At 68.9% G+C, this 4466-nt stretch carries 4 protein-coding genes and 1 pseudogene; 3 read left to right on the forward strand and 2 right to left on the reverse strand.

What is annotated here, in order from left to right; genetic code table 11:
- Positions 1–1611 (reverse strand): annotated as a pseudogene (locus ACFE67_RS14210) (DNA-directed RNA polymerase subunit beta); the annotation flags it as partial.
- Positions 1612–1985: 374 nt separating this feature from the next.
- Between ACFE67_RS14210 and ACFE67_RS14215 the strand changes: the two are divergent.
- On the forward strand, positions 1986–2834 hold the full coding sequence (locus ACFE67_RS14215; RefSeq protein ID WP_375407529.1) for a spermidine synthase: 849 nt from the start codon (positions 1986–1988) through the stop codon (positions 2832–2834).
- A 29-nt stretch (positions 2835–2863) separates the two neighbouring features.
- Positions 2864–3325, forward strand: a complete 462-nt coding sequence (locus tag ACFE67_RS14220; protein ID WP_375407530.1) for a SprT-like domain-containing protein — start codon at positions 2864–2866, stop codon at positions 3323–3325.
- A gap of 56 nt (positions 3326–3381) precedes the next feature.
- On the opposite strand, the gene ACFE67_RS14225 is transcribed toward ACFE67_RS14220, so the two are convergent.
- Entirely contained in the window at positions 3382–3684 is a 303-nt protein-coding gene (locus ACFE67_RS14225; RefSeq protein WP_375407531.1) for a DUF427 domain-containing protein, read from the reverse strand.
- A 112-nt stretch (positions 3685–3796) separates the two neighbouring features.
- Here ACFE67_RS14225 and ACFE67_RS14230 point away from each other — a divergent pair, with 112 nt between their 5' ends.
- Positions 3797–4291, forward strand: a complete 495-nt coding sequence (locus ACFE67_RS14230; protein ID WP_375407532.1) for a hypothetical protein — start codon at positions 3797–3799, stop codon at positions 4289–4291.
- Positions 4292–4466: the final 175 nt, after the last annotated feature.

Below are 4466 nucleotides of genomic sequence, written 5' to 3' on the forward strand. Positions count from 1 at the left end.
GAGGTACTCGTCCTCCTCGCTCGCGGTCAGGTAGTGGATGTCGTCGGTGACGACACCGTTCTCCACGCGGCGGTACGGGGTCTCGATGAACCCGAAGGAGTTGATCCGCGCGAACGACGCGAGCGAACCGATCAGGCCGATGTTCGGGCCCTCCGGGGTCTCGATCGGGCACATGCGGCCGTAGTGGCTCGGGTGCACGTCGCGGACCTCGACGCCGGCGCGCTCACGGGACAGACCACCCGGGCCCAGCGCCGACAGGCGGCGCTTGTGGGTCAGACCCGCGAGCGGGTTGTTCTGGTCCATGAACTGCGACAGCTGCGAGGTGCCGAAGAACTCCTTGATCGCGGCCACGACGGGGCGCACGTTGATCAGGGTCTGCGGCGTGATCGCCTCGATGTCCTGCGTGGTCATGCGCTCGCGGACGACGCGCTCCATGCGGGACAGGCCGGTGCGGACCTGGTTCTGGATCAGCTCGCCGACCGCGCGGATGCGGCGGTTGCCGAAGTGGTCGATGTCGTCCACGTCGAGCCGGACGTCGTGCGCGGCGCCGTCGCGGTTGCCCTCGAGCGCCCAGATCTTCTCGCTGACCTGCTTGACCGCGGGCGCCGCCGTGTCGTGCAGCGCAACCAGGTACTTGATGGTCGCGATGATGTCGTCGACCGTCAGCACGCTGTCCGTCAGCGGCGCGTCGATGCCGAGCTTCCGGTTGATCTTGTAGCGACCGACCTTCGCCAGGTCGTAGCGCTTGCTGTTGAAGTAGAAGTTGTCGAGGAGCGCGCGAGCGGCCTCCGCGGCGACCTGCTCGCCCGGGCGCAGCTTGCGGTAGATGTCCTTGAGCGCCTCCTCCTTCGTCAGGATGTTGTCCTTCTCGAGCGTGAGCTCGATGGACGCGAATCCCTCGAAGTGCTGCAGGATCTCTTCGCTCGTCAGGCCCAGGGCCTTGAGGAAGACGGTGACGGACTGCTTGCGCTTGCGGTCGATGCGCACGCCGACCTGGTCGCGCTTGTCGATCTCGAACTCGAGCCAGGCGCCGCGGCTCGGGATGACGCGCGCGGAGTAGACGTCCTTGTCGGAGGTCTTCTCCTGCTGGCGCTCGAAGTAGACGCCGGGCGAGCGCACCAGCTGCGACACCACGACGCGCTCGGTGCCGTTGATGATGAACGTGCCCTTGTCGGTCATGAGCGGGAAGTCGCCCATGAAGACCGTCTGCGTCTTGATCTCACCGGTGAGGTGGTTCATGAACTCGGCCTCGACGTACAGCGGGGCGGCGTAGGTCTTGCCGCGCTCCTTGCACTCCTCGAGCGTGTACTTCTTCTCCTCCAGGAACGGGTTCGTGAAGGAGAGCTGCATCGTCTCGGAGAGGTCCTCGATGGGGGAGATCTCCTCGAAGATCTCCTCGAGACCGCTCTGGGCGGGCAGATCGGTGCGGCCGACGGCCTGCGCCTCCTCGACGCGGGTGCGCCAGGCTTCGCTGCCCACGAGCCAGTCGAAGCTCTCCGTCTGGAGAGCCAGCAGGTCGGGGACCGTCAGGGTGTCGGTGATCTTGGCGAAGGAGAGGCGGGACGCCCCTCGACCGGTGATCGGAGTGATGGCGTCAGGCGCGGAAACCAAGGAGATGTGACCTTTCGGCGAGAGCGCACGTGACGGGTGCGGTCCCGATTCCTGTCGTGTCTATCGAAGACGTGTCGAGCAGAGGACGTGTGGCGCGTGCCGTGCGCTCCCTCCGTCGCGTACCGTCTGCGCGCAGGGGGCTGCACACATCAGGACGCGGAGACCGTCGACCGCAATATGACGACGGAGAGGTTTCGGTGGCGGAGCCTTGCGGGCATGGCCCACCGATGAGCGCGAAGGTTCAGAGTAGCCGCTGTCTGCCCGTTTGTCCAGCGCGGTGCTTGACCATGCGCGCGCTCGTCCGCTATAAGCCGGTCCTCTCCTGATTCCCGCACGCCGGGTCGCACCCGCGCCGGCGCCGTAGGGTCGGACGCGTGGCGAGATCCGATTCGGTGCTGCTGTCCGGCGGCCAGGTCGCGACGCTGGAGCCGGATCGCTGGAACGCCGCCAGGGTCGAGCTCGTGGTCGACGGCACCCCGCAGTCGAGCGTGAACCTCGCCGACCCGACGGACCTCGCGTTCGAGTACGTGGAGCGCATCGGTCATGTCATCGATCAGATCGGCGAACCCGCGGAGCCGATCACCGCGGTGCACTTCGGCGCCGGTGCGCTCACGCTCCCCCGCTACGTCGCGTGGACCAGGCAGGGGTCGCGCCAGCAGGTGATCGAGCTGGAGCCCGATCTCGTCGACCTCGTCCGCGAGCGTCTCCCCCTCCCCCGCGGCGCCTCGATCCGGGTTCGCTACGGGGACGCGCGCGAGATGGCCGGCAAGCTGCCCGCCGGCCTGCAGGGCGCGTGCGACCTCGTCGTCATCGACGTCTTCGCCGGGGCGACCATCCCGGCCCCGGTCACGACGGTGGAGTTCTACACGCTGGCCGCCCGCCTCCTGAACGGTCGAGGCGTGCTCGCCGTGAACGTCGCCGACGGCGCGGGGCTGCCGTTCGCGCGCGGCCAGATGGCCACGATCTCGTCCGTGCTGCCCCACGTCGCCGTGCTGGCGGAGGCGCAGGTGATGAAGGGGCGCCGCTTCGGCAACCTCGTCATCGTCGGCACCGAGGACGCGGGGATGCTCGACTGGCTGCCGCGGCTGGTGGCCGCCGGGCCGCATCCCGCGCAGGCGGTATCGGGGGCCGAGCTGGAGCGGGTGATCCGTGGAGCCGCCGTGGTCACGGACGCGACCGCCACCGGTTCCCCCGACCCGGGTCGCGGGATCTTCTCCCGCTGAGCGTCGTGGGGCTGATCTAGCCTGCCCGCGTGCTGGAGCGCGAGGTGACCCGCATGGCGGAGGGGCTGCTCGACGCGCACATGCGGGGACGCGGCTGGACGTTCGCGTTCGACCGCGCGGTGCGGCGCGCGGGCGCCTGCCACCACCGCGACCGGCGCATCACGCTGTCCCGCCACCTGGCGGCGCGGGCGGAGGAGGACGAGGTCCGCCAGGTCCTGCTGCACGAGATCGCGCACGCGCTCGCGGGTCATCGCGCGGCGCACGGACCGCGCTGGAGGGCCAGGGCTGCAGCGATCGGGTACACGGGTTCGCGACTGCATGACGGGCCGATCGCGGAGGACCGGGCGACCTGGATCGGCACCTGCCCCTCCGGACACGAGCACCGCCGGTTCCGACGCCCTGCTCGGGAGCTGTCGTGCGGCACCTGCTCGCGCCGCTTCAGCCGCGCCTCCCTCATCACCTGGCGGCGCGCGAGCTCCTCCGTCCAGTGAAGGACTCTCCGTTTTGTAGGAACCGGGTTCCTACAAAACGGAGAGTGTGGTCCTGGTCACTCGGTGACCTTGACCTCTTTCCAGAACGCGACGTAGTCGGTGAAGTCCTTGCCGACGCGCTTGATGCCGCCCTCGTACGGGGTCGGGTAGCTCCATGCGCGGTCCTGCAGGCGCTTCCCGTCGACGTCGACGGTGAAGTACTGGCACTCGCCCTTCCACGGGCACGTGTAGGGGGTGGGGCTCTTCTCGAGCAGCCCGTCCTTCACGCTCGACGGGGGGAAGTACCAGTTGCCCTCGATCGAGATGAGCTCGTCCTTCGGGGCCTCTGCGATCACGATGTCGCCGATCACTGCCTTCATGAATTCCTCCTTGGGTCCTGAGGGCACCAAGTGTGCGGCGGGCGGATCTGTTCCCGGCACCCTCGAGCTCCGGCCCGACCTCCGCTGAGGTGCGACGGGGATACTGGCGCTCATGCGGATGGTGGTGATGCTGAAGGAGCGGCTCGAGTGCGCGCCGGAGGCGGCCTGGCGGGCGTTGCAGTCACCGACGGTGATGCGCGAGGTCGCGGGCCCGTGGCTCGCGTACTCGTCGAAGGAGGAGGGCGGGTTCCCGGCGCGGTGGGAGCCCGGCGACCACCCCGTCTCGCTCCTCGCCGCCGGTCTCGTGCCGTTCGGCGAGCAGGAGATATCGATCTCGCTCGACACCACGACGCACGAGGGCGTGCGCATCGTGCGCGACGCGGGCCACGGCACCGAGGGCTTCCCTGCGATGTTCCGCTCGTGGTACCACCGGATGGCGGTGGCGCCGCACCCCGACGACCCTGCGGCGACCCTCTACCGCGATCGCCTCGAGTTCGACGCCGGCCCGATCACGCCCGGCATCTGGGCCGGCCTCTGGCCGCTCTGGCAGTGGCGCGGCCTGCGGCTGAAGCAGCTCGCCCCCGGATTCGACGAGGCGCCCGCCTGAGCCCTCGACGTTCCGGAGTTGTGGTGCGCGCGGCCATGCCGGCCGGCGGACATCGGGCGTGACATCGAGGGAACACATATTCGACATTGACCTTCTCAACGTGTACCCCGTTTCGAATTGCTGTCTGAGGGGTGTGGTGTGATGCGGGTATGTCGGAACCCACTGATCACGGCGG

Origin of the sequence: uncultured Amnibacterium sp., assembly GCF_964244015.1 — a bacterium.
Taxonomy (GTDB): domain Bacteria; phylum Actinomycetota; class Actinomycetes; order Actinomycetales; family Microbacteriaceae; genus Amnibacterium.

Coding starts and splice junctions, on each gene's coding strand:
- ACFE67_RS14225 (WP_375407531.1), bottom strand. CDS start 3,684: ATGAAGGCAGTGATCGGCGACATCGTGATCGCAGAGGCCCCGAAGGAC.
- ACFE67_RS14230 (WP_375407532.1), top strand. CDS start 3,797: ATGCGGATGGTGGTGATGCTGAAGGAGCGGCTCGAGTGCGCGCCGGAG.